The organism is Eremococcus coleocola DSM 15696 (genome assembly GCF_000428865.1).
Lineage (GTDB): Bacteria > Bacillota > Bacilli > Lactobacillales > Aerococcaceae > Eremococcus > Eremococcus coleocola.
The window spans coordinates 1-25,296 of record NZ_KE386809.1 but is presented as its reverse complement, the minus strand read 5'-3'; the positions used below and the strand labels follow the sequence as shown (position 1 = coordinate 25,296).

Annotated in this window: 22 protein-coding genes and 1 pseudogene; 8 read left to right on the top strand and 15 right to left on the bottom strand. The window is 39.2% G+C overall.

Annotated elements, in window-relative coordinates; translation table 11 throughout:
• The 15 genes and pseudogenes from G396_RS11730 to G396_RS0109500 form a co-directional block, all read right to left on the bottom strand.
• Positions 1–2,693 (bottom strand): G5 domain-containing protein (locus tag G396_RS11730; protein WP_211224462.1); only part of this gene is annotated, 2,693 nt, incomplete at its 3' end.
• A 105-nt stretch (positions 2,694–2,798) separates the two neighbouring features.
• Positions 2,799–4,793: pseudogene (locus tag G396_RS11725) on the bottom strand (adhesin domain containing protein).
• Positions 4,794–5,194: 401 nt separating this feature from the next.
• On the bottom strand, positions 5,195–6,325 hold the full coding sequence (locus tag G396_RS0109555) for a sodium ion-translocating decarboxylase subunit beta (RefSeq protein ID WP_028125851.1): 1,131 nt from the start codon (positions 6,323–6,325) through the stop codon (positions 5,195–5,197).
• Positions 6,326–6,347: 22 nt separating this feature from the next.
• Positions 6,348–6,473 carry a biotin/lipoyl-containing protein gene (locus G396_RS11715; RefSeq protein WP_282705438.1) on the bottom strand — a complete coding sequence of 42 codons (126 nt, stop codon included), beginning with the start codon at positions 6,471–6,473 and terminating at the stop codon, positions 6,348–6,350.
• A gap of 6 nt (positions 6,474–6,479) precedes the next feature.
• Entirely contained in the window at positions 6,480–6,752 is a 273-nt protein-coding gene (locus tag G396_RS10765; RefSeq protein ID WP_051221289.1) for a hypothetical protein, read from the bottom strand.
• A 2-nt stretch (positions 6,753–6,754) separates the two neighbouring features.
• Complete coding sequence (locus tag G396_RS0109545; RefSeq protein ID WP_028125850.1) at positions 6,755–7,129, bottom strand: OadG family protein; 375 nt, start codon at positions 7,127–7,129, stop codon at positions 6,755–6,757.
• A 13-nt stretch (positions 7,130–7,142) separates the two neighbouring features.
• Positions 7,143–8,690, bottom strand: coding sequence for an acyl-CoA carboxylase subunit beta (locus G396_RS0109540; protein ID WP_028125849.1), 1,548 nt, complete (start codon positions 8,688–8,690; stop codon positions 7,143–7,145).
• A gap of 268 nt (positions 8,691–8,958) precedes the next feature.
• Entirely contained in the window at positions 8,959–9,645 is a 687-nt protein-coding gene (locus G396_RS10760; protein WP_051221287.1) for an RDD family protein, read from the bottom strand.
• 25 nt (positions 9,646–9,670) lie between these two features.
• Positions 9,671–10,678 (bottom strand): tRNA (adenosine(37)-N6)-threonylcarbamoyltransferase complex transferase subunit TsaD, encoded by a 1,008-nt coding sequence (tsaD, locus tag G396_RS0109530; RefSeq protein WP_028125848.1) that lies wholly within the window; start codon positions 10,676–10,678, stop codon positions 9,671–9,673.
• Between the two features lie 37 nt (positions 10,679–10,715).
• A complete protein-coding gene (rimI, locus tag G396_RS0109525; RefSeq protein ID WP_051221284.1) occupies positions 10,716–11,174 on the bottom strand; it encodes a ribosomal protein S18-alanine N-acetyltransferase in 459 nt (152 codons plus the stop codon).
• A 14-nt stretch (positions 11,175–11,188) separates the two neighbouring features.
• Entirely contained in the window at positions 11,189–11,782 is a 594-nt protein-coding gene (gene rimI / locus G396_RS11070; protein WP_162139981.1) for a ribosomal protein S18-alanine N-acetyltransferase, read from the bottom strand.
• Complete coding sequence (gene tsaB, locus G396_RS11065) at positions 11,757–12,563, bottom strand: tRNA (adenosine(37)-N6)-threonylcarbamoyltransferase complex dimerization subunit type 1 TsaB (protein ID WP_051221282.1); 807 nt, start codon at positions 12,561–12,563, stop codon at positions 11,757–11,759. Before tsaB ends, rimI (G396_RS11070) begins: the two co-directional genes overlap by 26 nt.
• Positions 12,564–12,679: 116 nt before the next feature.
• Complete coding sequence (locus tag G396_RS0109510) at positions 12,680–13,468, bottom strand: enoyl-CoA hydratase-related protein (RefSeq protein ID WP_028125846.1); 789 nt, start codon at positions 13,466–13,468, stop codon at positions 12,680–12,682.
• 13 nt (positions 13,469–13,481) lie between these two features.
• Positions 13,482–14,333, bottom strand: a complete 852-nt coding sequence (locus G396_RS0109505) for a 3-hydroxybutyryl-CoA dehydrogenase (RefSeq protein ID WP_028125845.1) — start codon at positions 14,331–14,333, stop codon at positions 13,482–13,484.
• Positions 14,334–14,380: 47 nt separating this feature from the next.
• On the bottom strand, positions 14,381–15,568 hold the full coding sequence (locus tag G396_RS0109500) for an acetyl-CoA C-acetyltransferase (RefSeq protein WP_028125844.1): 1,188 nt from the start codon (positions 15,566–15,568) through the stop codon (positions 14,381–14,383).
• Positions 15,569–15,673: 105 nt separating this feature from the next.
• On the opposite strand from G396_RS0109500, the gene G396_RS0109495 reads away from it, so the two are divergent.
• The 8 genes from G396_RS0109495 to G396_RS0109460 all read left to right on the top strand — a co-directional run bounded on the left by G396_RS0109495 (position 15,674) and on the right by G396_RS0109460 (position 25,049).
• Positions 15,674–16,582 (top strand): LysR family transcriptional regulator, encoded by a 909-nt coding sequence (locus tag G396_RS0109495; RefSeq protein WP_028125843.1) that lies wholly within the window; start codon positions 15,674–15,676, stop codon positions 16,580–16,582.
• A 467-nt stretch (positions 16,583–17,049) separates the two neighbouring features.
• The gene (locus tag G396_RS11060; RefSeq protein ID WP_028125842.1) at positions 17,050–17,970 is read left to right on the top strand and encodes a LysR family transcriptional regulator; all 921 of its coding nucleotides are present in this window, start codon (positions 17,050–17,052) and stop codon (positions 17,968–17,970) included.
• Positions 17,971–18,401: 431 nt separating this feature from the next.
• On the top strand, positions 18,402–19,184 hold the full coding sequence (locus G396_RS0109485) for an enoyl-CoA hydratase/isomerase family protein (RefSeq protein ID WP_034908040.1): 783 nt from the start codon (positions 18,402–18,404) through the stop codon (positions 19,182–19,184).
• A gap of 27 nt (positions 19,185–19,211) precedes the next feature.
• Positions 19,212–20,420 carry an acyl-CoA dehydrogenase FadE gene (gene fadE, locus G396_RS0109480; protein ID WP_028125840.1) on the top strand — a complete coding sequence of 403 codons (1,209 nt, stop codon included), beginning with the start codon at positions 19,212–19,214 and terminating at the stop codon, positions 20,418–20,420.
• 42 nt (positions 20,421–20,462) lie between these two features.
• Complete coding sequence (locus tag G396_RS0109475; protein ID WP_028125839.1) at positions 20,463–21,704, top strand: thiolase family protein; 1,242 nt, start codon at positions 20,463–20,465, stop codon at positions 21,702–21,704.
• Positions 21,705–21,732: 28 nt separating this feature from the next.
• Positions 21,733–22,584, top strand: a complete 852-nt coding sequence (locus G396_RS0109470; protein ID WP_006418741.1) for a 3-hydroxybutyryl-CoA dehydrogenase — start codon at positions 21,733–21,735, stop codon at positions 22,582–22,584.
• Between the two features lie 352 nt (positions 22,585–22,936).
• Complete coding sequence (locus G396_RS0109465; RefSeq protein ID WP_028125838.1) at positions 22,937–24,196, top strand: CaiB/BaiF CoA transferase family protein; 1,260 nt, start codon at positions 22,937–22,939, stop codon at positions 24,194–24,196.
• 67 nt (positions 24,197–24,263) lie between these two features.
• Positions 24,264–25,049, top strand: a complete 786-nt coding sequence (locus G396_RS0109460; protein WP_028125837.1) for an enoyl-CoA hydratase-related protein — start codon at positions 24,264–24,266, stop codon at positions 25,047–25,049.
• The last annotated feature ends 247 nt before the right edge of the window (positions 25,050–25,296 follow it).

Here is a 25,296-nt window from a genome sequence, read left to right as displayed (position 1 = left end):
GTTGGATCTGTTGGGTCCGTTGGATCTGTTGGGTCCGTTGGGTCTGTCGGATCTGTTCGGTCCGTCGGATCTGTTGGGTCCGTTGGATCCGTTGGATCTTCTGGATCTACTGGTGGGATTTCACAGACATTCTTAGTTCCGATTTCTATAATCTTATCTTGTTTTTCTGTGATTGTCTTAGTAGTTCTATCAACTTCCTTACTATTTTCAATCTTAACTGTAGTTTCAGTTTTTCCTACGATTCCTTCTTGGATTACCTTAGTCTTGCCAGCTTCAAGATTTGGATTTTCTCTAATGATAATATCATAAGCTTTTTCGCTTTCATAAGTGAACTCACCATCAGTCTTAGAACCGTATTCTACAACTTTATTCTTTGGTTCAACTCTTTCTTCAGTCACTTCAAGCTTACCAGTTTCCTTGTTGAAAGTAGTTGTGTATTTCACAGAACCTTTAGAACCTTCTTCGATAACTTTTGTTTCGCCGTCTTTAAGCTCGGGATTGTGTCTATATTCAGTATCGTGACCTAATTCAACTTCTTTTACAACAGGTTTGATACCAACTCTTACAATCCTATCTTCTTTTTCTATGATAGTTTTTGTAGTTTCTGTTGGTTCTCCTACTGGTTTAGAGTCCTTGATTTTTTGGGTAATGGTTACTTCTTCCTTACCTGGCTTACCTTCGTTTTCTATTTTTTGGAAGCCAGCTTCAAGAGTATCGTCATAGATTACCTTTGTTTCATAAGGGATTTCTCTTTCGATTGTCTTTGTAACTTCACCATCAGTAGATTTTCTACCGATTTTTACAATTCTTTCTTCAGGCTCTGTTATAGTTTTAAATTCGCCTTCTTTAGTTTCAACAACTTTGCCATCTTTAATAACAAGAGTGTTTGTTCTTTCTTGTAGACCTGGCTTACCTTCTTGAACAACTTTTTCTTCACCTGGTTCTAGGGAATCATCGTATTCATATCTAGTTTCGAAAGGTAATTCTTTCTTTTCTACGATTTCATGAGTACCGTCATTAGTTCCCTTACCTACTTGGATAAGAGCATCTTCTGTTTCTACAATTTCTTCTTTAGGTTCTCCCACAACTTGTGAATCTTTAATAGTCCATGTAGTAGTCTTTGTACCAACCTTACCAGGTTTTACTATTCTGTATTCACCTTTCTTAAGGTCTTCTACTTCCTCTACCTTGTATCCAAATGGTAGTTCTTCAGTGTGTTTTACTTCACCTTCGAATTCTTGACTTCCTACTTCGATGATTTCTTTTACAGGTGCTTTTGTTTCTCTTGGTTCTGAAGTATTTGTTACCTTTGAGTTTTCAATAGTAATTGTATATTCTTCTTCACCTTCAACACCCTTTTGAACTACCTTGTATTCGCCTTTCTTAAGGTCTGGATTTACCCTTACTTCTACTTCAAATGATTTCTTACTTGTATAAGTGTGAGTACCGTCAGTTGTTCCTGGTCCAACTTCAACAATTCTCTTAACTGGAGCTTTTGTTTGTTTAGTTTCGCCTTCTTCTGACTTAGTAACTTCCCCATTTACTATAGTATGAGTTACTATAGTTTCTTCTTCACCAAGTTCGCCTTTTTGTACTTCTTTCACTTCTCCAGGCTTTAATTCGTTGTTAACTCTGTATTCTGTCTCAAATTCAATAGCCTTAGTCTTCTTAGTTTCAAGAGTACCTGTATAGTCTTTTTTACCAACTCTAATTACAGCGTTTACTGGATCAGTAGTTTCTACTTCAGGTTCACCTTCAACTTTAGAATTTTTAATAGTCCAAGTTGTCTTCCTTGTTCCTTCTGTTCCTGGTACATCGATAACATATTCGCCTGATTTTAGGTTTTCATCATAAGAAATTTCATACTTAAATGGAATTTTTTCTTCGTGAACAACTTTACCTTCGGTGTTTGCCCCTACTTTTATAATTTTCTTTTGTGGAGCTTTTGTTTCAGTAAATTCGCCTTCTTCAGTCTTTGTTACATTGCCATCTTCAATTGTAAGAGTAATATCTCTCTTCTTTTCTCCAGGAATACCTTCTTGTTCAACCTTTTGTTCACCTGGTTTTAAAGTGTTGTCAAATTGGATTTCAGTTTCGAATGGTACTTCTACTTTTTCTTCAATCTTGTGAGTTCCGTTATTAACGCCTTCGCCGACGTGGATTACACGGTTTGTTGCTTCTTTTGTAACCTCTTCATCTGTCTTTGTAACTTTAGAATCTTCGATTGTGTAAGTTACCTTCTTAGATCCTTTTTCACCTTCAGTGATGACTTTGATTTCACCTTTTTTAAGGTTTGGATCTTTTTCTACTATAGTTTCGAAAGCAATGTCTTCTGTTTTTTCTAGCTTTCCATTTGTACCATAGGCTACGAATTGGACTTCTGTCTTCTTCGTATCAGCTTCAACTAAATTACCATTTTCATCTTCTTCGTAGTAGTGGGCTGTTACCGGTACATTTAGCAATGCTCCGTCAATTGACTTGCCTTCTTCTGCGTTTGGTACTGTAGCCGTTACCTTACCTGTTGTTTCATCGATAGATACATTCCAAGTATTGCCCTTATCATCTGTGTAGGTTGGTGAGTCTAGGGTAAACTTGCCTGGTCTTCTGTTGTATCTGTCTTCTTCATTTAGGATTACTTCTGATGTTAGAGTATCTCCTTCTTTACCTGCTTTGGCATTATAACGAGGGGTCATGTTGGCTTTTTCCTCGATTACGAAGTAAGCATTTACTTCTTCGGTAATGTCTTCTCCCGGTTTTTGTTCGTCTACATAGTGGGCTATTACCGGTACTGTTAGCTTTTACCCACCGTCAAAGGCTTGAGGGTCTACCGGCTTAGCGGAAACCTTACCTAATTTCTCATCAATCTTTACAGTCCATTTATTGCCCTTATCATCTGTAACTAGCTTGTTACCTGCTTCGTCAGTTTCTAGAGTGTCTGGAAGAGAATACTTATCTGGTGCAATTCTCTTGTCATCTTGTGCTACTGTTGGATCTGATGTTTGCTCATTAACCGGGTAGTTAACTTGGGCGTCGTATTCTGGTCTGATGTAAGTTGACTCTTGAACAACAAAGTGGAACCAGTGGACGTCTTTTGAGCGGTTTGTGTAGGTGTACTCAATTGGTACAGCTATAAAGTCTCCTGCCTTGGCAGATTTTGGTGGAGTGATTGTAAACTTAGAAATGTCGTTTTCATCTATATTTACCTTCCATTGATCTTCTGGTGCTTTTCCTTTATTTTCACGGTCGATAAAGTCCATGATAAGCTTACCAGAAGCTTCTCCCCTATCTTGGGTACCATTCATTTCCTCTGCTGACTTGTCAGTATCACTTGGGTTTTCTGGTTGTACAATACCTACCTTAATTTCCTCGCCTGGTTTTACAGCAGAGGATGTTACCTTTGAAGTCTCATCGCCATTGCCGTCTACGAATCTTTGATCATAATATCTTGTATCGTCAAGATTTAGCTTAAAATCACCGATTAAGTTGTAGTGATCGTAGCGGTCGATGCCTTGCTTGTCGATTGTGACATTATCTCCCTTGTGATTGATGACAGCAGTACCTGCCCCTGTTTCTACATCAGTTCCTGTGCTACCAAGATCATCTTCTGTTTCTGCTATTTTTTTAAATTCTTTAGCTGTTCTTGGACGGGCAAAGAATTTAACATCTAGGTTTTGTAGCGCCTTGTAGTCTTTTGTATTAAAGATGGAGTCTTCATTGATTACTGTTTTGTCATTTTCATCCTTTTTTAGGGCACCTTCTGGCATCTTAATGTGGATATTTCCATTTTCGCCAATATAGGCACTTGCTCCCGGAACGATTTTACCTGTAATAGGATTATAAACTTGGCCGACTAGTCTTTCCTTTGCATTTTCATCGATATTGTCTACCTTGATACCAGTGTCGATATCTTGACCTTGGACAAAGTATTTTTTGTTTGGATCGTAGTTGTTTTTATTAAGCTTTAATTCTTCTAGCTTATCATTTTCATTTGGCCATGGGTTTACCTTGTAACCTAAAGCGAAGCTACCACCAAAAAACTTAACATCTGGATTTTCTTGAGTATAGTTATCCTTCATACCAAAGGAAGTAGAGTTATTATCCTTGTTGTTGATATGCTTCAGGGTCTCTTCACTGGCTTCATAGTTTAAGTTTCTTTGTCGTCTAGAAGCGGATATATTCGAATCTTCTCCCGGCTTATAAGTTACCTCTGGAGATTCAGGCGTTAACTTATCTCCCTGACCCATCATTGGTTTATCACCTGGATTCACAAGTATAAGACCGGAATCCGTAACATAAATCTTAGTATAGGTTCTTTGACCAGTCTCTTTGTCTATGGTGACCTGATAACCCTATTCAGTCTTGCTTGGCGAATCTGCAGATGGGTTTTTAAGTTCGAATTTAAAACCGTCTTTTGCTTTCTTTTCATCAGTATTATATTGAGTCTGATTTGGATCTCCCGGTTGGAGGTCTGTTGTCTTATAACGTTCAGATTCATCGTAGTCTTGGATTTTCTTTTCATCTTCAGCATAGTTTGGCTCATTTACTTGTGGAGCAGCTGCTGGTTCCGCTTGAGAAACCGCTTCTGCCCCATAAGCTACCGCTTGTACTTCAGGACTTGCTGGTAATTCCTCTTCTACTGGCGCTTCTGGCTCTACTATTTTATCAGTTACTTGTGTATTATCACTCTCAGCAGCAGCCGCAGTCGGCGCTTGCCCAGCTATAAACGCAGCAATTGCCACGCTCGCTAATCCTAAGCTTGTCTTACGTAAAGTGTATCTGTATCGTTTGTCCATATATCCTACCTTCTTATTTATATTTATTTGGATGCATTGTAATTTATAACATACAATCCAACCATCGCAAACTATTCTGTATATTTTATCCCTATTATTTTTTATGTGATTCACACTTTTTCCAATGATTTCGTTCCCATTGTGTCCACTGTGAATGACTTATTCAATAGACATTGGTAAATAGTGATTATTGAATTTATAGGGTTGTCAAACATATGTTACACATACTGAAACTTCGGATGCCCTAGACCTAACGACTAACTATTCTTTCATTAGAAAACAAAAAATAAGAGAGACAAGTACATAAAATATATACTTGTCTCTCTGGTCCAACTTTTTGGGGTCACTATATGACTGAAAAGTCCAAGCCTAGGGGCTATTTTTATGGAGTTATCTAAGAATTATTGGAAGAAATTTAAGAGTAACCCAGCGGCTACGGCCGACCCAATGACACCAGCCACATTTGGGCCCATCGCATGCATTAATAAGAAGTTAGCCGGATTGACACTTTGGCCCACCTTTTGCGATACTCGGGCGGCCATGGGAACCGCAGATACTCCAGCAGACCCGATCAGTGGATTAATTTCCCCCCCACTCAGACGATACATAAGCTTGCCAAAAAGGACGCCTGAGGCTGTCCCCACACTAAAGGCCACTAAGCCAAGGACCACGATACTCAGGGTTTGAGCGGTTAAGAAGACTTCCCCCTTAGCCGTTGCACCAACCGTCAACCCTAATAAGATGGTAATAATATACATAAAGGTGTTAGTTAAGACCGAAGTCAATTTAGGCACCACTCCTGACTCCTTAATTAAATTACCAAGCATCAGCATCCCAATCAAAGCGGCTGCTGAGGGCAATAACAAGACGGTAAAAATTATTACCACAATCGGAAAAATTATTTTTTCCCGTTTAGAAACCGGTCTTAACTGGTCCATTTTTTCCTGACGTTCTGCTTCAGTCGTTAAGGCTTTCATAATTGGCGGTTGAATAATTGGAACCAAGGCCATATAAGAATAAGCCGCAATCGCTATCGCACCCAAAATATGGGGTGCCAATTGCGAAGTCAAATACAAGGCAGTGGGACCATCCGCACCGCCAATAATTGCGACTGAGGCAGCTTCTTGCGGGGTAAAGTGAATGCCCGGAATAAAGTCATTTAGCAAAAAAGCTCCAATAAAGGTAAAAAAGATACCAAATTGAGCCGCCGCCCCTAAAAAGATACTTTTAGGATTGGCAATTAAAGGGCCAAAATCCGTCGAAGCCCCCACACATAAGAAAATGAGAGGCGGATAAATACCTAATTTAGTTCCTTGGTAAAGATAGTAAAATAAGCCACCCTCCTCCATCAAGCCCGTCACAGGTAGGTTAACCAAAAGCATCCCTGAAGCGATTGGAATCAAGAGATAGGGTTCATAACCTTTAGCAATTGCTAGATAGAGAAAGGTACATGCAAGGACAATCATTATCACAGCTTGCATCGTCAGACTAGCAAGACCCGTTGACTGCCAGAAATTAATTAAAACTTCCATAAAAGTCCCTCCTTGCACCTAGTTAAGCTAAGCTAATGAGCAGGTCACCCGTATTCACAGCCAAGCCCTGACTCGTATGAATTTCTACCACCTTGCCCGCTTGGGGTGCGACTATCTCATTTTCCATTTTCATGGCTTCTAAAACCAACAAAACTTACCCTGCCTCTACCTGGTCACCCATCTTAACCTGAAGACTGAGGACTGTCCCTGGCATAGGTGCACTAATCACTTCGCTACCACTTGCTTCCGCTTTCGCTTCCGAATCTTTAGGTCGTTTTGCAGGTGAGGCTGGTTTAAGTGGTTGAGATGGCCGAAGACTACGCGGAGGTTGGGGTTTAGCTTCCTGGCTTGCCTCAATTTCCGCAACTTCTTCAATTTCCACCTCGTACTCTTGATGATCAATTCTTACCTTATACTTTTTTATCATGTTTAATCCTCCCTACTTGAAATTGGTCGTGTGTTTTCCTGCAACCCTGCCATGGCCCAGATATTATAGTCATGCTGACTTCTACGAATTTTGTGGACGCGAAACGGATGGCTATCCTGGCCGCGATAGGCCTGAATGGCAGCCACAATGGCAGCGACTTGCTTCGTTTCTAAGTGATTGGGTGATGCTAAATCTGATTGGGTCTGATTCTTTGCCGGTATACTTGGGTCAGCTTGAGTGTTTACTTGTTTAGTACCTAAATACTTAAAAGCAGAAAGGATCAGAGCAATCACCATCAAAGTTAAAAATACCATGGCCATGCTAAAAATCGTAATATAAATGGATTCGAATAGGCTTACCCCATCATTGACATTCATATGAATCCTCCTTTTATAATGGCAAGTTACCATGTTTCTTAGCTGGACGACCTTCCCGTTTACCCGCTAACATATCGAAGGCTGAAATTAACCTTTGACGACTAGTACTTGGTTGAACGACATCATCCACATAACCACGAGCCGCTGCGGTATAAGGATTAGCCACCGCCTGCCGGTAGTCTCTAATCTTATCTGCCCGCATTTGGTCAGGATCCAAGGCTGCTTCAATGTCATGTTTAAAGATAATATTAGCTGCCCCGTCGGGCCCCATGACCGCTATTTCAGCCGTCGGCCAAGCATAAACTAAATCTGCTTTGAGGTGTTTAGAGCACATAGCAATGTAGGCCCCGCCATAGGCTTTTCTTAAAATCACGGTTATTTTAGGTACAGTAGCTTCTGAATAAGCATATAAGAGCTTGGCTCCGTGACGAATAATACCGTTATATTCTTGGCTGCTTCCTGGTAGGAAGCCAGGCACATCCACCAAGGTTAATAATGGAATATTAAAAGCATCACAGGTCCGGATAAAACGCGCCGCCTTATCGGAGGCGTTAATATCTAAACAGCCAGCTAAATTATTTGGTTGGTTGGCAACAATCCCCACAGTTTGCCCGCCCATGCGACCAAAGCCAATCACAATATTTTTGGCAAAAAGGGCTTGAACTTCAAAGAAATCCCCCTCATCCAAAAGACTTTCAATCACTTGGTGGATATCATAAGGCTTATTAGGTGACACTGGAATTATTTCATCTAAACATAGATCTAAGCGATTCAAATCATCTGAAACAGCCACCCTTGGCGCTAGCTCAAGGTTATTGGCAGGCAGAAAACTAAGTAATTTACGAATTCGGGCCAGAGCAGCTTCCTCATCGACATCAACAAAGTGAGCCACACCCGAGCTTTGATTATGGGTGGTCGCCCCCCCTAAGGCTTCTGCGGTCACCACTTCACCCGTCACTGTTTTAACCACTTGCGGTCCCGTAATAAACATATTAGAGCTTTGGTCCACCATCAAGATAAAATCAGTCAAAGCAGGTGAATAGACTGCTCCGCCAGCACAAGGCCCCATGATGACAGAAATTTGAGGAATTTGACCCGAAGCCATTACATTATTAAAGAAGATATCGCCAAAGCCCGCCAAAGAGTCGACGCCTTCTTGAATCCGTGCCCCACCAGAATCATTAATGCCAATTAAGGGAACACCAACTTTTTGGGCGAGTTCTTGGACTTTAACAATTTTGGCGGCATGCATTTGACCTAAAGACCCACCCATTACGGTAAAGTCTTGGGCAAAGCAATAGACTAACCGTCCATCGATTGTACCGTAACCAGTCACCACCCCATCCCCCAGCGGACGATCTTGATCCAAACCAAACTGTTCACACCGGTGTTGAACAAAGGTGTCTAACTCAACAAAGCTATTCGCATCAAATAATTTCTCAAGTCGTTCGCGCGCTGTATACTTGCCCTTAGCATGTTGTTTTTCAATACCTTTGCTCCCACCCGCTTGCTGGGCTGCCACTTTTTTTGAGTCTAATTCTTTTAACTTGTCATTGGCCACAATGGCTCCTCCTAACTACTCTCGTATCAACTTTAATTTTCACATACGACCTTTTTCTAATATAAAAAGGTCCAATAAACAGTGTAAAATTTATAACACCCGTTTATTGCACCTCTGCAAATAAACCAAAAAGTAAGTTTTCTTGTCTATGACACGACCAGCCAGGTAAGAATCTGAGCTTGATAAGAGAAAACGTTTTCTTTGAGCTTATTATATTAACTTTTGAAGGAGCTATGCAACTTATTTGACTAGATAAATAAGCTAAAACTCATTTCTTTAAATGCCTTAATTGATGGTTCCGACGGCGTTGGTCCCGGATTAGTTTCTTAACCGGTTCTTCGCCTTCGATTTTGATTACGCGGGTATTAGCCATGTAATCATGAAGGGCCCGACCTGAGGATGTAAAAATCACTAAAATTAAGGAAACCACAGCTAAAATCAGACCCGCAGTTCCTAAATAATTTTCTGTATAAAATCCCGTCATAAGGCTTAAAGTCTCTTGTAAATATTGGCCCATGGTAAAAGCGGCCCCTTCCACTACAACAAAGCCCACAAGGTGGCGCATCAATAAAGCTTGCCAAGAAGTTGTTTCATAATCCTCAGCTTCCACAATCTTTAACTTGGTCATTTTCTTACCCAAGGTCTGGCCTGGCCATACTTTATATGGAATAAACACAAAATATAAAGAATAAAATATTAAAGCTAAAATAAAACTTAGATAAGACCAAGTCTCTGCTAATCCATAGGCGGGAAATGAATATAAATTTTTATAACTCGCTTCCTTAGCTGCCATTAAAGAAAACATGACAAAGGGGCCAACCATCACAAAGAGATTCCCGAAAAACCAATCCGCAATATAAGCAGAAAGTCGCGGAATTAGATCAACCTGGGAGGGTCTTTGATCCAATCCTTTGATTGAAGCTAAAGTTTTACTAATGATATTATCTTGTTTCATACGCTACTCCTAACTTAAACAATCATTATAAATCCAAAGAAGGGATGGCATTAATGGAAAGATCGGCAAAGTCCTTGGCTAAATACATTGGATAAGCCACGGCACCAATCATAGCGGCATTATCCCCACATAAGGATAAAGGTGGAATCTGTAAATCGATTTGAGAAAAATTGGTCTGAATAAGGTCAGTAAGAGCTGCCCGTAAACCTGAGTTGGCCGCCACCCCCCCGGCTAAAATAAACTGCTGACAATTAGGATGGTCTTCTAAAGCAGTCTTAACTTTACTGGTAAGGATCTCCACAACAGCCGCTTGGAAAGACGCCGCAAGGTCAGCTTGATTAATGCTTTGTCCTCTTTGATGGGCATTATGGGCTAGGTTCATCACGGCCGATTTCATGCCCGAAAAAGAGAAATCTAAATTATCTTCATGGAGCATGGCCCGTGGTACATCATACAATTCTTGACCTTGGTGAGCTAATTGGTCTAAATATTTTCCGGCAGGATAAGGTAAATCTAAAATCCGCCCCACTTTATCATAGGCTTCGCCGACGGCGTCATCCTGGGTTTCCCCAATCACTTGAAAATCAAGGTGGTTTTCCAAATAAACTAGTTCGGTATGGCCGCCTGATACAATTAAAGCTAGGGCCGGAAATTGTAAAGGTGCTTGTAATTGGTTGGCGTAGATATGCCCAGCTAAGTGGTTGACCGCGATCAGCGGTTTATTATGGATTAAAGCCAAAGTTTTAGCTGCTGTCACGCCTACTAAAAGAGCCCCCACTAAGCCTGGGCCTTGGGTCACTGCGACCGCATCAATCTGCTTCCAATTTACTTTGCCTTCCTTTAAAGCCAAATTAACAAGTTGTGAAATCTGCTCCACATGATGACGACTAGCTACTTCAGGTACGACACCACCAAACCGCATATGACTTTTAATCTGTGAGGCAACCAAATTTGTTAGGATTTTGTGGCCATCTTCAATCAAAGCCACACTGGTTTCATCACAGGATGATTCAATTGCTAAAATCACAGTCATTCTATTATTCCTTTCATTTCCATCTTGCATCGATTCATTAAAATATGCCCTCGCTTATACACCATTGCATAATGATGGCATCCTCCCTAGGGTCATGATAATAAGCTGGACGTTGATCAATTACTTTAAAATTGTATTTGGTATAAAGAGCACGTGCTGCTTGGTTTCCTTGCCGGACTTCTAACGTCACCCTGCTTGTTGAAGGGAGGCTGGCTAACCAATCTTGCAACAAACGACTTCCTATTCCTTGGCCCCGGCACTCTGGCGCCACCCAGACTTGATTAATGGTGATATCTTCAAAAAGATGATGATAAGCAATATAAGCGATGAATTCACTGACTCCTGCCTGACTAACTAAACAGGCATAATAACTGTAGGGTAATGTAAAATCAGCCTGACTGGCCTTAAGGGTCCAACCCAAACTTTGATTCTGCTCAGCCACAAAGGTTTGTTGGTCCGCAGTTAAGTCTTGACTTGCTAATATCTCAAACCACATTGAGCTTGCCCCCTTTATTCTGGCAAAAGTCTGACCATAGCATAGCCATCTTCAAAATTATCAAAGTAATAGTGTTTTTTGAGATGGTCAATTTTAAAACCTAGTTTCTGATACAAATTAAGGGCAATCTGATTTGAAACTCGGACTTCTAACTCTGTTTTACTAATTTGTAAGTAATCAGCATAAGCCAAAAACTCTTGCACCATAAACAAGCCCAGCCCGTAGCCACGGAAGTTAGGTACCACCATCACATGACTAATATGGGCTGACCTCGCTTGTAAACGTCCCGAAATGCCTGCTACCATTTGGTCGTCTTGATCCACTAAAACCAGATAAAGGCAGTAAGGATTGCGGGCAAAATCAGTCTGGAAATCTGCTTCTTTCCAAGCCAAATAACCATTATAAGCAGAAGCTTCTAGTTCGGTATAGGCTGCAATATCATGTGCTGCAATGGGTTGCCATTGTAAATCAAAAGCCTGCCAGGCTGGATTCTGCGAAATTGTCACTTGACCCTGCTTAATTAAGGGAGCTAAGGTGTGCAAAAGTTGATGGTTACGCGGTTGCCCTTTAGGCTGACTGGGTTTAATTAGTTGTTTTATAGTGGTCAATAAATGCTTCATTTTCAGCTCGGCTTGCTACCCTCCTTTGATGGTCTTGGGCCCAATTTTGTTCTGCCAGAGTGGCATGGGCATAATTTGGGGCCAAAGTATGCGGATCAGTACACCGGTTTAATTGACCTACCATACTTAGGTTAAAGACGCGTTCGACATGCGGAAGTGCCTCCTCCGTTGTCACAGTATCAAGCTCTATTTTAGAATAGATTTCTTGAAATACTTGGATAAAAGACTCAGTATCATGACCTACTATTAATACTTGGCTAGTATCATTTAAAATTTGGCTAACTGTCTCACTTTGCAACCATTCTTTAAAGTCACCATGGTAGTCTGCTTGTAAGTTTTCCAACCGATTATTAATAGGATTATGGCTATATAGGCCGATATAAGCCGATAAACGGCGGGCATCCATTAGGGAGATAATTACTGGGGCTATTGGGGGTGAGGAAATTTGGAGTGCCAGAGAGGACACTTCATATAATGGCACTGCCAAGCTTGTTGCCCAAACTTTAGCAAAGGTAACCCCAATCCTAAGTCCAGTATAAGAGCCTGGGCCGATACCAACGACAACAGCTTCAATATCAGCAACTGTCCAGGAAACTTCTGCCAAAAGTGCCTGAACACTGGCCACTAAACTTTGACCATGTTGTTTATTCTCCTTGTTAAATTGGCTAGCAATCACTTTACTATCAGAAAAGTTGTTTGTTAACTCTCCTTGACCCAATACCAAAGATAAGGCATCCGTTGAAGAATCTACCCCTAACCACCGTGTCATAAAACCCCTTCCTTTCGTGCATTCATCTTATCATATTTTGGCATAAAGAAAAATACAGGTTACTTAAAATGAAAGTAACCTGTATTTTAGTGTTTCACTGTGTTTGACTCACATTGTTATTGATTTTTAAATTCAGCTTCTCGCTTCTCTACGAAGGCACCCATTCCTTCACTTTGATCTTCAGTTGCAAAGAGCAAGCCAAACAATTCAGATTCGTAATCAACCCCTTTGTCTAAGGACATATCAATTCCTTTTGAAGCAGCTAATTTAGCATATTTTACTGCAATTGGTGCTTTTTTAATGACTTTTTCAGCATAAGCATAGGCTTCTGGCAGTAATTGTTCCACTGGATATAAGCGGTTAAATAAGCCAGCTTCTAAGGCGACATCTGCTTTAAGATTTCCACCCGTAAATAAGAATTCATTGGCTTTAGCTAGCCCAATAATCCGAGGGAGACGTTGGGTCCCACCAAAACCTGGAATAACCCCTAGTCCGACTTCAGGTAAGCCTACGACCGCATTCTCACAAGCAAACCGTAAATCACAAGCCATGGATAGTTCTAGACCTCCTCCTAAGGCATAGCCATTGATGGCTGCTAAGGTTGGCAGGGATAAGTTTTGGATGGCTTTAAAGACTTGGCTTCCTAAGCGAGAGAAGTCACGTGCCTCTAATGGGTTTAGGTTAGCCATTTCTTTGATATCAGCCCCGGCTACAAAGGCTTTATCACCTGCACCCGTAATGATCAAGAAATGAATCTCAAATTGACCGACCTCGATAGCTTTGACAAGATCATAAATTTCATTTAAGGTTTCTGAATTTAAAGCATTTAAGGCTTTAGGGCGATTTATCGTTAAGGTTCCAATCTGATTTTTTACATCAAATAAAATATTTTTGTATTCAGTCATATCAAGCTCCCCCTTAATCGTATTTGTAAAATCCTTGACCTGATTTCTTACCTAAACGACCAGCTGCCACATATTTTTTCAATAATGGACATGGACGATATTTAGGATCGTTAAAGCCTTCGTATAAAACGTTCATAATTGATAAGCAAGTGTCTAAACCAATTAAATCAGCTAATTTTAGCGGTCCCATTGGATGGTTCATACCTAATTCCATGACTTGATCAATCGCTTCTGGCGTAGCAACTGATTCATAAAGGGTGAAAGCTGCTTCATTAATCATTGGCATTAAGACCCGGTTTGAAACAAAACCATATGAGTCGTTCACTTCAACAGGATCTTTAGCCATTTCACGAGAAAGATCTTCAATGACTTGGTAAACTTCATCACTAGTTTCAACCCCACGAATAATTTCAACTAATTTCATCACAGGCACTGGATTCATAAAATGCATCCCAATGAAACGTTGTGGCTTAGAAACAACCGCAGCTAAGTCTGTAATTGGTAATGAAGACGTATTAGTCGCTAAGATAACATCTTCGCCTACAATTCCATCTAATTCTTTGAAGATAGATTTTTTGATTTCAAAATTTTCAACCGCAGCTTCAATAATTAATTGGCAATCTTTAGCATCTTGTTTATCAGTTGAAAGTGAAATCCGATCTAAGATAGTTTGTTTTTCTTCTTCAGACTTACGCCCCTTGTCCACATCACGGCTTAAATTTTTAATGATATTTGCTAAACCTTTTTCAGCAAATTCTTCTTTCATATCATTTAAAATAACCTCATAACCAGCTTGAGCTGACACTTGCGCAATTCCATTACCCATTTGACCTGAACCGATGACCATAATTTTTTTGATTTCCATTATATTTACCACCTTTTCTTATTATTTTTACTAATTTATAAACTACACTAATCGTAATCACATTGGATTAAGATAGCATCTCCTTGGGCTGCCCCAGAACAAATGGCTGCCACCCCATATTTTGCTTTACGACGCCGCATTTCGTGAACAAGTGTCGCAATAATCCGCCCCCCAGAAGCTCCAATAGGATGACCGAAGGCAATCGCCCCCCCATTCACATTAATCTTTTCAGATGGAATGTTATTCATTTTTTGTGATACTAAAGTGACTGCCGCAAAGGCTTCATTAATTTCGAAAAGATCTATATCATCGACCCTTAAGTTATTTCTATCGAGTAGATTTTTAATGGCATGACCTGGTGCTGAAGCAATTAATCGCGTTTCTACCCCAACTTCTTCGTGGTCTAGAATGGTAGCCAGTGGTTTAAGGCCCATTTCTTTAGCCTTGTCTTCAGAGGCAATAACTAAAGCTGAGGCCCCATCATTCGTTGCTGGGGCATTTCCTGCCGTCACTGTATTTCCATCGACAAATAAACCAGGCATACGACTTAATTTTTCTAAATTAGTGTCTGGTCTTGGGGTCTCATCTTTTGAAACGGTGATTGGGTCTTTTTTCCCTTGAGGAATGGTCAGTGGAATGATTTCTTCATCTAATCGTCCGGCTTCTTGAGCTTGAACGGCCCGCATTTGACTTTGATAAGCCCACTCATCTTGGGCTTGACGACTAATGTCGTATTCATCTGCACCATAGCCACCATTGACCGCCATATGTTGATTATAAAAGGCATCCCAAAGGCCATCGTAAACCATCAAATCAATAAACTCAGAATTAAACATCCGATGACCCCAGCGCATATCTTTAGAGGCAAATGGGGTGTTAGACATCGATTCCATACCACCCCCAACGATTAGGTCTTTGTCCCCACAACGAATCATTTGGTCAGCTAGGGTAACTGCCCTAAAACTTGAAGCACACACCTTATTAATCGTTTCTGATCCGACTGACCAGTCTAAGCCTGCTTTAATTGAAGCTTGACGCGATGGAATTTGACCCACTCCCGCTTGGAGCACTTGACCAAATACAACATATTCAATATTTTCCTTATCGACGCCGGCTTTTTCTACCGCTGCTTTAATGACCTCTGCTCCTAAATCCACGGCCTTAATATCTTTTAACATACCTCCAAAGCGACCAAAGGGAGTACGAACCCCTGATAATATCACGCTGTGTGTCATAAAAAAATCATCTCCTTTATTCTAATCATGGCTTGTTTATAGTAAAAAAAAATTGTATTCTGAAAGTAAATATACTTCTATTTTATGATGGAAAGGATAAGCAAAATGGATTGGAAAAGTATAAATTTTCAACATTTAAATTATTTTCTCATAGCGGCAAAATATCAAAACTATAGCCAAGCTGCTGATGAACTCTTCATCAATTATTCAACCCTAAGTAAGGCCATTGCGGCAATTGAAAACCAACTGGGGGTGAAACTTTTTGAGAAAGACGGCCGTAACATTAAACTGACTAAATACGGCAAAATTCTTAATGCCTCTGTTTATGCTGCTATGACCAGTATTGAGGATGGGCTTGATGAAATTGCTCGTTTTTCCCATCCTGATCATGGCCAAGTAAATATCTCCTCAATATATACCGTCTCCGCCAAATACCTCCCCCGCCTATTATCCCGCTTCCGCAACCTATTTCCTGAACTAAGCCTCGATATTACCCAAGCTTCGACCCAACAAATTATTGATTATGTTTTGGACGGCACAACAGATATTGGTTTTTGTGGCGAATTTGATTATTCCTCTTATTCTTCAGAACTAAATCGCGAATTTATCTATAATGATGAAATAGTCCTGATTGTCCCAGCTAACCATCGTTTTGCTGCACGAAAATCAGTTTCTTTTGCCGAAATTAAAAACGAACAATTTATCGGCTGGAATGCATCAGCCGGAATGTATTATGCAATCCAACAAGCTATTAATCGGGTAGCTGGTCCTAATTTCAAACTCAACACCATTTATTCTATGAATGAAGACACAGGTGTCGTAGGTATGGTCCGGGCTGGCTTAGGGATTGCCTTTAGTTCTAAAAATACTGAATTGAATTATGATGACATTCGGATTTTAGAGTTAACAGATTTATATATTATCTATAATGTCTACATGATTTGGGCAAATTCTGAATTTACCCCAAGCAGTCTGAAGTCCTTTAAAGACTTCATTATTGCCCAAATTAACTAGCTTATTTCTGGTCATAACTTAACGGATAAGCGCTTACAAAGTGACTATAGCACTTTTCTTCCCCTACGAATATAGAATTATTTTCAAGGATTTATTCATTTAATTCATAGGTTTTGTGAAATGATTTTTATTTTTCATTTAACTCTATACTATAAGTTTCGCTTATACTATATTAAAACTAGCTAAACTTTAACTTTTCTTGATTGAGTATAAGTATAACTTATGGAAGAAAACAGGGTGAAAATTTGCTTTTAAATTCACATTTCTTGCTTAAAACATTGACTATAATTAAAAATCTCTCTGAATTTTTTCTTACGAAGATGACTCGATCATCTACTTTTAACCAGACTATTTAAGGCTAACGCGAAATATTTAGAATTTACCTATTTGTTTTAATTAAAGAATAATGATAAGATTAATCAATAATGAAAACGTTTTATCATTAAAATATAAGAAGGAGGCTGAGTATGGAGATAAAACAAATTAATTATTTTCTAGAAATTGTTGCTTCAAATTTCAACATTTCTAGTGCATCTAAGAAACTCTTCATCTCTCAATCTACCCTTAGCCAATCGATGATTCAATTTGAAAATGATTATCAAGCCCAGCTATTTAAACGGGAAAAAGGAAGATTAATTGGCTTGACTGACCTTGGCCAAGCAATGTATAAATACGCCCAGGAGATCCAGAAACTTCACCAAGAAATGATGCAAGTCATTGATCAGGATAAAAAAGAAACCACCCAAATTGTTCGCATTGGTATTCCGCCTATTCTGGTGAGAACACGGTTTCCTCGGTTTCTCCTAAATATGAAACAATTGTATCCAGATTTACGCATTGAATATATTGAAGAAGGTTGCCAAAGACTGTGTCAATTACTAGAAAATAAGGAAATTGATATTGCATTTTTAACCGATCCCCTGCCTACTATTAAGCTACTCAATTCAAAAACTGCAATTAAGGATGAATTTGTCTTATTTATGGATAAAAATCATCCCCTCACTAAACAAAATCAAGTGAAATGGTCTAGCCTCAATCAGTACAGCTCGGCAATCTTTACTGACGCTTATTCAACCCACCATTTTTTTATGATACAATGTCAAAAAGAACGGATTGCACCTAAAATATTCTTAGAATCAAATTCTTGGGAATACCTGATTGATACTATTAAAAATAGTCAACTCATCACTTTTTTGCCAAAATCAGTCTATCCCATGGTCAATCGGCGCCAAATTACTTATCGCCCCTTTGAAAGGTCAGCAAACTTTAAAATATTTATTTCAACAACTGATGAGATTTATCAATCAGCCATCAAAAAATGTGTTTACGATGCACTGATTGATTACTGTAGCCAGGTGGAGGCTGTAGCCAACCTATCTTTAGCATAATATGATCAATCTATCTAGGGAGTGGGCTTTTTAGCCCGCTCTCCTTTTTTTATTTAAATAGATAAATAATTAATTAATATAGCTGATAAGTTTGGTTACTTTTCAAAATTTAGACCATTCCTTCTGCTAAAAATCTCCTAAATCAATAAGTAAAACTTAATGGTAAATAAATACAGCTAATTATCATTACCTGATTTGTGATTTGTTAGCAAGATTAGTCATATTATTCACAAATGAATAACTCTTGTAAAAGCTGGTATTATAACGTTCTATAATTTAAACGCTTTTTATTTGTGATAAATTTTAATTATAGATGTATTAGTATTGATAATATCGATACCCTCTATCAATACAACCAATTTGTAATACAAGGGGGAGCTTGCTATGCTATGAAATGTAAGCGCTTATCATTTTATAAAGGAGGAATTACCTTGAAAGAATTAGCAACTTTAACCCTAAATATTGAGGATACACTAGCTTTTTTAAATCTAAATGCTGTTAAATCTTTAAATGCAATTAATTCAGCGATGTTAGATGATTTAAACGAAGCAATGGACCTACTTGAGGCTGATCCTAATGTTAAAGTTCTCGTAATTACAGGAAATGGCAAAGCCTTTATGGCAGGTGGTGATATTAAGGAAATGATGGACTTAAGCCCTGAAGAAGCAGATCATTTCATTGCATATGGTAATCAAACTATGAACCGGATCATGAATTTGAGCCTTGTAACGATCGCAGCTGTTAATGGTTTTGCTCTGGGTGGTGGTTTGGAGTTAGCCCTAACCTGTGATATTCGAATCGGAACGACTGCCAATAAAATTGGTTTCCCAGAGGTCGGCTTAGGTATCATTCCTGGTTACGGCGGAACTCAACGTGCTTCCCGTTTAATTGGTATCGGTCAGACCAAACGTTTAGCCCTTAGCGGAGAAATTATTGATGGGGCTGAAGCTCACCGGATTGGCCTACTTGAAAAGATTGTTGAGCCAGATCAATTAATTGAAGAAGCAACCAAATTCGCTAAACAAATTGCTAAGAACGCTCCTATTGCAATTAAACAAGCTAAGTTATCAATTAATGTTGGTTCTCAATCTACATTAGAAAACGGCTTAAAACTTGAAGGCGAAATCGTTAAAGGCTTATTCAGAACTGAAGATAAATATGAAGGTATGAATGCCTTCGTTGAAAAACGTAAAGCAGAATTCAAAGGTAAATAAAAACTAAGAGAAAGAGAAGTGAAGTCCATGTCAAAAAGCAAAATTGAGAAATTACAGTATTTATACCCTGAAGATATTTATGGCTACTCCCATGATTTAAGTGAAAATGAAGTTGATTTTCTTTTAAAACTAAGAGAAACCTTAGAAAAAGAACTCTATCCAGTTATTGATGACCATTGGAAAAAAGAATTATTCCCAATGGAAGCTTTCAAAAAAATTACTGATTTAGGTATTATGACGGATCCTTCCCTTTTTGAAGGTCGCGAAGATAAATTAAAGACCTCAGAAATCTTTAACCTTTTCCGTCTATATGAATTAAACCGGATGGATTCTTCGATTGGTGCCTTCACAATTGTTCATGGTGGTTTAGCTTATTCAACCGTTTTAATCGGTGGTAGCCAAGAACAAATCGATTATTATGCTCCTAAGTTAGCTTCTTATGAGTGGCATTCTTGCTTCGGCTTAACCGAACCACTTCATGGGTCAGATATTGCGGGTGGCCTTTCTACCACAGCTGAACTTCAAGGTGATAAATGGGTCATCAATGGAGAGAAAAAATGGATTGGCGGTGCTGCAACCGCTGATGTATTACCAATTTTTGCCCGTGATGTGGCTGATGGACAAATTAAATGTTTCATGGTTCCCGGTGGAACTCCAGGCTTAACCGTAGATAAAATCGATGGTAAGATCTCCTTACGGTTAATTCAAAATGGCCACATCAAAATGAACAATGTTCAAGTTGATAAGACCGCTCGCTTAGAAAACATCAATAGCTTCCGCGATGTTGCTAAAATTTTATACACGACCCGTGCGGATGTAGCGCATTTAGCAACTGGTCTTCATGCCGGAGCCTTAGCCAATACCTTGAAATATGTCAAAGAACGGGAACAATTTGGCAAGAAAATTTCTCAATTCCAACTGGTTCAAGAAAAACTTGCCCGCATGCAAGCTAACTGTGTGACTTCGCTTGCCCTTTCTCACCGTCTAGCCCAACTTCAAGAACAAGGACGTTATGAAGAAGTCCAATCTTCACTGGCTAAAATGAATAATGCCTACCGTCTACGTGAAACTGTGGCCCTAGGTCGTGAATTACTTGGCGGAAACGGAATTATCGTTGAACATGATGTGGCTCGTTTCTTTGTTGATGCAGAAGCAGCTTACTCTTATGAAGGTACCCATGAAGTGAACTCACTAATTTTAGGTCGTTTCTTAACTGGTAAAGGTGCCTTTGTCTAATAAACTTCAGTATCCTGTATTTTAACAACGAAAGGAAAAAGTATGAAAAAAAATTTAGATCAAATCGTAATTGTTGGGGCTGCACGGACACCTGTGGGCGCCTTCTTAGGAAACCTTAAAACCGTTAAGGTTCAAGATTTGGGCGTCACTGCGCTTAAAGGTGCGGTTGAACGCGCTGGTATCAAAATGGAAGATATTGATGAAGTCATTGCGGGTCACGTAGTAGGATCACCAACTTCAAGTAATATCGGTCGTGTGGTTGGTTTAGATGCTGGTGTTCCTATTGAAAAAACTGGCTACACCGTGAACCGTTTATGTGGTTCAGGTATTCAATCCGCTGTAAATGCAGTTCAAGCCTTACAAACAACTGACAAAAAAGTCATTGCAGCAGGTGGTGCTGAATCTTTATCTAGAGCTCCTTATTTCCTACCAGAAGAAGTTCGTTATCAAGGTTTCAGAACTGGTGATCAACAATTAATCGACTCAAACACCATGATTCATACTGGTTGTGTGGGGAAAGAATTCCCAGAAATTATTCATATGGGCCAAACTGCTGAAAAATTAGCTCAAATGTACGATATTTCGCGTGAAGAACAAGATAAATTTGCTTTAAACAGTCAAGCTAAAGCTAAAAAAGCAATTGAATCCGGTCGCTTAGCCCAAGAAATCGTACCAGTTGAAGTTAAAGACCGTAAAGGCAATGTCACTGTGGTTGATACTGACTCACATCCAAAACCAGATACAACTATGGAAAAATTAGCCAAGCTTAGACCTGCCTTTGTTAAAGATGGTAGTGTGACCGCTGGGAATGCCTCTGGTTTAAATGATGGCGCAGCCTTTGAAATCTTTACTACCGCTGACTATGCTAAAGACAATGGTTTAGAAGTGATGGCGAAAGTGGTTGATTATGCGATTACGGGTTGTAGCCCAGACGTTATGGGCTTGGGTCCAGTTGAATCTGTTCGCGAAATCCTTAAGCGTAATGATATGACTTTAGAAGATATTGCTGTCTTGGAAATCAACGAAGCCTTCGCTGCTCAAACGATTGCTTGTACCAAAGAATTAGGTAATGAACCAGGTACTGCTTTATATGAACGTTTGAATCCAAATGGTGGTGCGGTAGCCTTAGGTCACCCGCTTGGCTGTACCGGAGCTCGAATCATCACTTCAATCTGTTACGAATTCAAAAACCGTCCAGACATCAAGTATGCGATTGCATCCGCTTGTATCGGTGGCGGAATGGGTATCGCTATGTTATTTGAAAATGGCTATTATCAAGGTTAATTAGAAATCAAAAATAGGAGGAAATAATATGGAAATCAAAAATACTTTAGTTATCGGTTCTGGTTTAATGGGATCAGGTATCGCCCAAGTTTTAGCAGAAGCAGGTTATCAAGTTTATCTAAAAGATATTAAACAAGAATTCTTAGATAAGGCTGTTGAAAAAATCCGTAAAAATCTTGATCGTAAAGTAAGTAAAGGTAAAATGGAAGCGCCTGAAGTAGATAAAGTAATGTCTCGGTTGCAAACTACTTTAACTTATGATGAAGCAAAAGACTGCCAACTAGTCATTGAAGCAGCAACTGAAAATCATGATATTAAACTAAAAATCTTCAAAGAATTAGATGAAGCAACTCCAGATGAAACAATTTTAGCAACTAATACCTCTTCTTTATCCTTAACAGATATCGCATCAGTTACTAAACACCCTGACCAAGTAGTTGGGATGCACTTCTTTAACCCAGTACCAGTGATGAAATTAGTAGAAGTAGTTAGAGGTTTACAAACCAGCGATGAAACCGTCGCTGTTGCTCAACAAGTCATCGATCAAATGAACAAGACCATGATCGTTGCTAAAGATGCGCCAGGCTTCGCAGTTAACCGGATTTTAGTTCCAATGTTAAATGAAGCAATCTTCACTTACGGTGAAGGCTTAGCCAGTCGTGAAGACATTGATACAGGTATGCAATTAGGTGCTAACCATCCAATGGGACCACTTAAACTATGTGATTTAATCGGATTGGATACTCTACTTGCCGTTATGAATGTACTCTATGATGGCTTCAAAGATCCTAAATATCGTCCTGCCCCACTATTAGTTAAGATGGTTGAAGCTGGTTACTATGGTATGAAGTCAGGTAAAGGCTTCTACGATTACGACTAGAAACTAAACATTAATTACTTCTTGTCGTATTAACTGACCCAGAACTAGAGTAAATTAGGTCTTCAATTATTTATTCGAAGGACTCCCTATAAAAATTACAGCCAAAAATATTTTAAAAAATTCTTTCGATTACCTAGTTGATAAACCTAATTTGCTCTAGTTCTGGGTCTAATCACTTTGTTCACAATATAGACTAAAATAAAAATCAATTAAATATAAGTCTCTTATTACCGCGACTAAAAAGTGCATAAAATTAGAAAATAATTACAAAGATCTATAGCTTTTTTCTTTTGGGAGCGGTATCATATAATTGTGATAACATACACAAAATTATTTTTTGAGGAGGATTATTATGGCAAATGAAAGAAAAGCTTTAATTAAAGAATATGGTCCTTTAGCAGGTATGCGTGTTTTAGGATCTGGGTCCATTGTTGCAATGCCAACTGCTTTAGGTCTTTTGGGTGACCTTGGGGCAGAAGTCATTAATATTGAGCGTCCAGGTTATGGTGACTCTATGCGGATGCTCTCGCCTACATCCAGCAAAACCGGAGTATCTAACGGATGGATGCAAGAAGCACGGAACCGGATGAGTATGGCCTTAGAACTAAACTGTAATATTCCTGAAGTAAAAGAACTTTTCTTTGAGCTCATTAAAGAAGTCGATGTATACATGGAAAACATGGTTTGGTTAGACAAATTAGGCATCCATGATGAAGAATTATTAGAAGTAAATCCTAAATTAGTGATTGTCCATATTTCTGGTTTTGGTCGAGCAGAATTTGGTGGTGAAGAAGGTGTAATTGGCCGTGCTTCCTTCGATATGATTGGCCAAGCTTTCTCAGGCTTTATGCACTTAAATGGTCAACCGGCACCACATGAACCTCAAATTACTGGTCCTTATACCAATGACTATGTTTCTGCCTATATGGCTGCTTTCGGTGCCTTAGCTGGTTATATTTCCGCTCAAAAAACTGGCAAAGGTCAAGTGGTTGATGTATCTCAATTTGAAGCAATGGCTCGGATGCTATGTGATAACTTCGTAAGTTATACTGAAAATGGTAAGGTTACGACTCGTTCTGGTAATGTTAACGAACGCTTCCAACCTTATGGTTTATTTGAAGATAAAAATGGTGAATTCGTAACAATCGGAGCTTTTGGTAAGAATGTTTACCTACGTTTCATGGATGCTGCTGGTTTGGATGCTGAAAAATATACCTTCGAAAATGCGGGTAACGGGGTTGAAGCAGTTATGTCTGCCCATGGTCGTGCTTTAGACCGTGAAATCCGTGAATGGGCCGCTTCTAAAACCGCTAAGGAAATCGAAGAAATCCTTAATGCTAAGAAAGTACCCGCTTCAAAAGTAAATACCGCCGAAGATGCATACAAGAGTGAACACTTCCAAAGTCGGGGTGACTTCATTAAATACGTGGATCAAACATCTGGCCAAGAAGTTGAAGCCTTTGGTATTGTTCCTAAATTCTCAGCAACTCCTGGTGATGTTTGGCGTGGAGCTCCAACCATGGGTCAAGATACTGAAACTATCTTAAAAGAGTTGCTTAACTATGACGATGCTAAAATCTCTAGCCTCCGTGAACAAGGTTATATTGGTTAATTTAATTTTTAAGTTCTGACTTACTCTATGGTTCAGTTTATAAAATTTCAAACGAAAGAGTGATTATATGAGTAAAGTAATCTATGAAGTAAAAGAAAATATTGGACAAATTATCCTTAATGACCCTAAGAACTTAAATGCTATTGATGATAGTATGGCAGAAGACTTATTAGCAGCCTTACAACAAGCTGAAGCAGATCCAGAAGCTAAAGTTATTACGATTACTGCAGCGGGTAAAGTCTTTTGCGGTGGGGGTAACCTCAAACATATCTTAAGTCAATTTGAAGCTAACCCTGACTATGACCTACATGACCTTGCTAAAAAAGTTGCTGATACATCCTTATTTATGAAAAAATGTAAAAAACTCATTGTAATTGGATCTCAAGCGGCAGCTGCCGGAGCAGGCTTTAACCTAGCCTTAGCCGGAGACTTCCTTATTGCTAGTGAAGAATGTCAATTCATCCAAGCCTTTGTTAAAATTGGTTTAGTGCCCGATATGGGTGGTTCTTACCTACTTTCTAGAGCTGTTGGCGCTAATAAAGCAGCTCAATTAGCCCTCACCGGTAATCCTGTTAAAGCACAAGAAGGACTAGAACTTGGCTTTATCCATCAAGTTGTTGCTAACGATGAACTTGAAGGAGCCGTCTTCGACTTAGCTAAGAAATTAGCTCGTGGTCCACTAAAAGCTTATGAATTAATCAAAGCTGAACTGTTTGAAGCTTCATTTAAAGACTTTGAAGCTTATCTTGAAACTGAATCTCACCTTCAATCTGAAGCTTCACATACAGAAGACTTTAAAGAAGGGGTTCGGGCTTTCGTTGAAAAAAGACGGGCTAACTTTGTTGGTAAATAAGACATGACTTTTTAGATTTTAGTTTAAAATACTAAAAATCCTATTTGTAACCTAATGGAAATTTCTCACCCATTAGATTGTACTGACCCCCTAAAGTTGGACCAAAAAATCCAACTTTAGGGGGTCTTTGTATGGCTAAATATAGCTTAGAATTCAAAATGAAAGTCGTCGCAGAATATCTTTCGGATACGATTGGATACAAACCGTTAGCTAAAAAATACAACATGAAGGATACTCAACAGATTAG